We start from the raw sequence: 1,679 nt of genomic DNA on the forward strand, positions 1-1,679 counted from the left end.
GCGGAGAATCATATTGAATTTCGATTATATTGTTGTAGGTGGCGGTTCATCTGGATGCGTTATGGCGAACAGGTTATCCGCCGATGGTAATCGCGTGCTGCTCATCGAGGCCGGCCCGGACACGCCGCCGAATGCCATTCCTGACGATATCCAGGATGGCGACCCGACGCGTGCTTACCTTAATCCTGATTATCGCTGGCAATCACTCCACGCCACAACTGTGCGAGATGGCCGCAAGCCTATTCATTACGAGCAGGCCCGCGTCATGGGCGGCGGGTCCAGCATCAATGCACAAGTCGCCAACCGCGGTGGCCCCGAAGATTACGATGAGTGGGCCTCAAGCGGTGCAACGGGCTGGGGTTGGGAAGACGTGCTGCCCTACTTCCGTCGTCTAGAATGCGATTTGGATTTCGGCGGCGAATTTCATGGCAAGGACGGCCCCTTGCCAATCAAACGTGTGCGCCAATCAGACTGGTCGGGCTTCATCCGGGCAATCTCCGAAGCGTACGATGCTCTGGGGCTTCATTTCAGGCCAGACTTCAATGGTGCATTCGGTGATGGCTTTTCAGTGGTCCCGTTGACCAACCACAATGGTCGTCGGGTCTCCTCCGCGATGGCCTACTTGTCCGAAAGCGTCCGCTCTCGCCGTAATTTGACAATTTTGCCGGAAACGACAGTTGTGCGGCTGACCTTTTCGGGAACCACGATAACGGGCGTCGAGACGGAGAACAAATCCGGCTTGCAATCGTATAGCGCTTCTCGCGTGATCTTGTGCGCCGGAGCACTCCATTCACCCGCCATATTGATGCGCTCCGGGATCGGCCCCGGGAAGCAATTGGTACAGCTCGGTATCCCGGTTGTTGCAGATTTGAGAGGTGTGGGCCAGAACCTTCAGGAGCACCCGACGATCTGCGTTTCGGCCTATTTGAAGTCGGCCGATCGCTTGTCACCCAATGTGAGCGAATATATTCAGATGCATGCTCGCTACTCGTCGGGTTACGATGGCTGCCCGTCGACGGATATGGCAATATCGACTGTTGCCAAATCATCCTGGCACCCACTCGGGAAGCGCCTCGGCACTCTCGCCTTGTGGGTCAATCGCAGCTACTCGACGGGAACTGTTGCGCTCAAGGGTAGTTCGCACAGAATAGAGCCGGAGGTCGATTTCAACTGGTTGAGCGACAAGCGGGACGCCGAGCGCCTGAAGCAGGGCTTTCGTTTCATAGCTCGCCTGCTGCAGCAAGATTCACTGTCCTCTGTGGCGCTGGACCCGTTTCCGTCAGCGTTGAATGCGCGAGCGAAGCGGGTGAGCAAGGTCAATCGCATAAACTATGCGCTCACCTCAGTTCTGGCGCTGCTCATGGACACGTCTCCGCGGCTGCGCCGCGGGCTTATTAGGCGCCTCATAACGGAGGGTCCTAGCATTTCCGATCTCATCAATGACGAGGAACATTTGGATCGGTATATTCGCCAGAACGTCATCCCAAGTTGGCATCCGACGTCGACCTGCAGGATGGGGGCAGCCGCGGATCCTGGCGCTGTGACCGATCCGTCGGGACGCGTTCTTGGTCTTTCGGGTTTGAGGATCGCCGACGCTTCAGTCATGCCATTTTGCCCCCGGGCGAACACAAACATTCCAACGATTATGGTGGCTGAGAAATTAGCCGACACAGTCTTGA

At 56.9% G+C, this 1,679-nt stretch carries 1 protein-coding gene; it reads left to right on the forward strand.

Annotated features, from left to right (window positions below):
- Positions 1–13: 13 nt before the first annotated feature.
- The coding region (locus NKH43_RS35180; protein ID WP_352862056.1) for a GMC family oxidoreductase at positions 14–1,679 on the forward strand (1,666 nt) is incomplete at its 3' end.

The organism is Mesorhizobium sp. M1163 (assembly GCF_040318415.1).
In the GTDB taxonomy this organism is placed as follows: Bacteria; Pseudomonadota; Alphaproteobacteria; order Rhizobiales; family Rhizobiaceae; genus Mesorhizobium.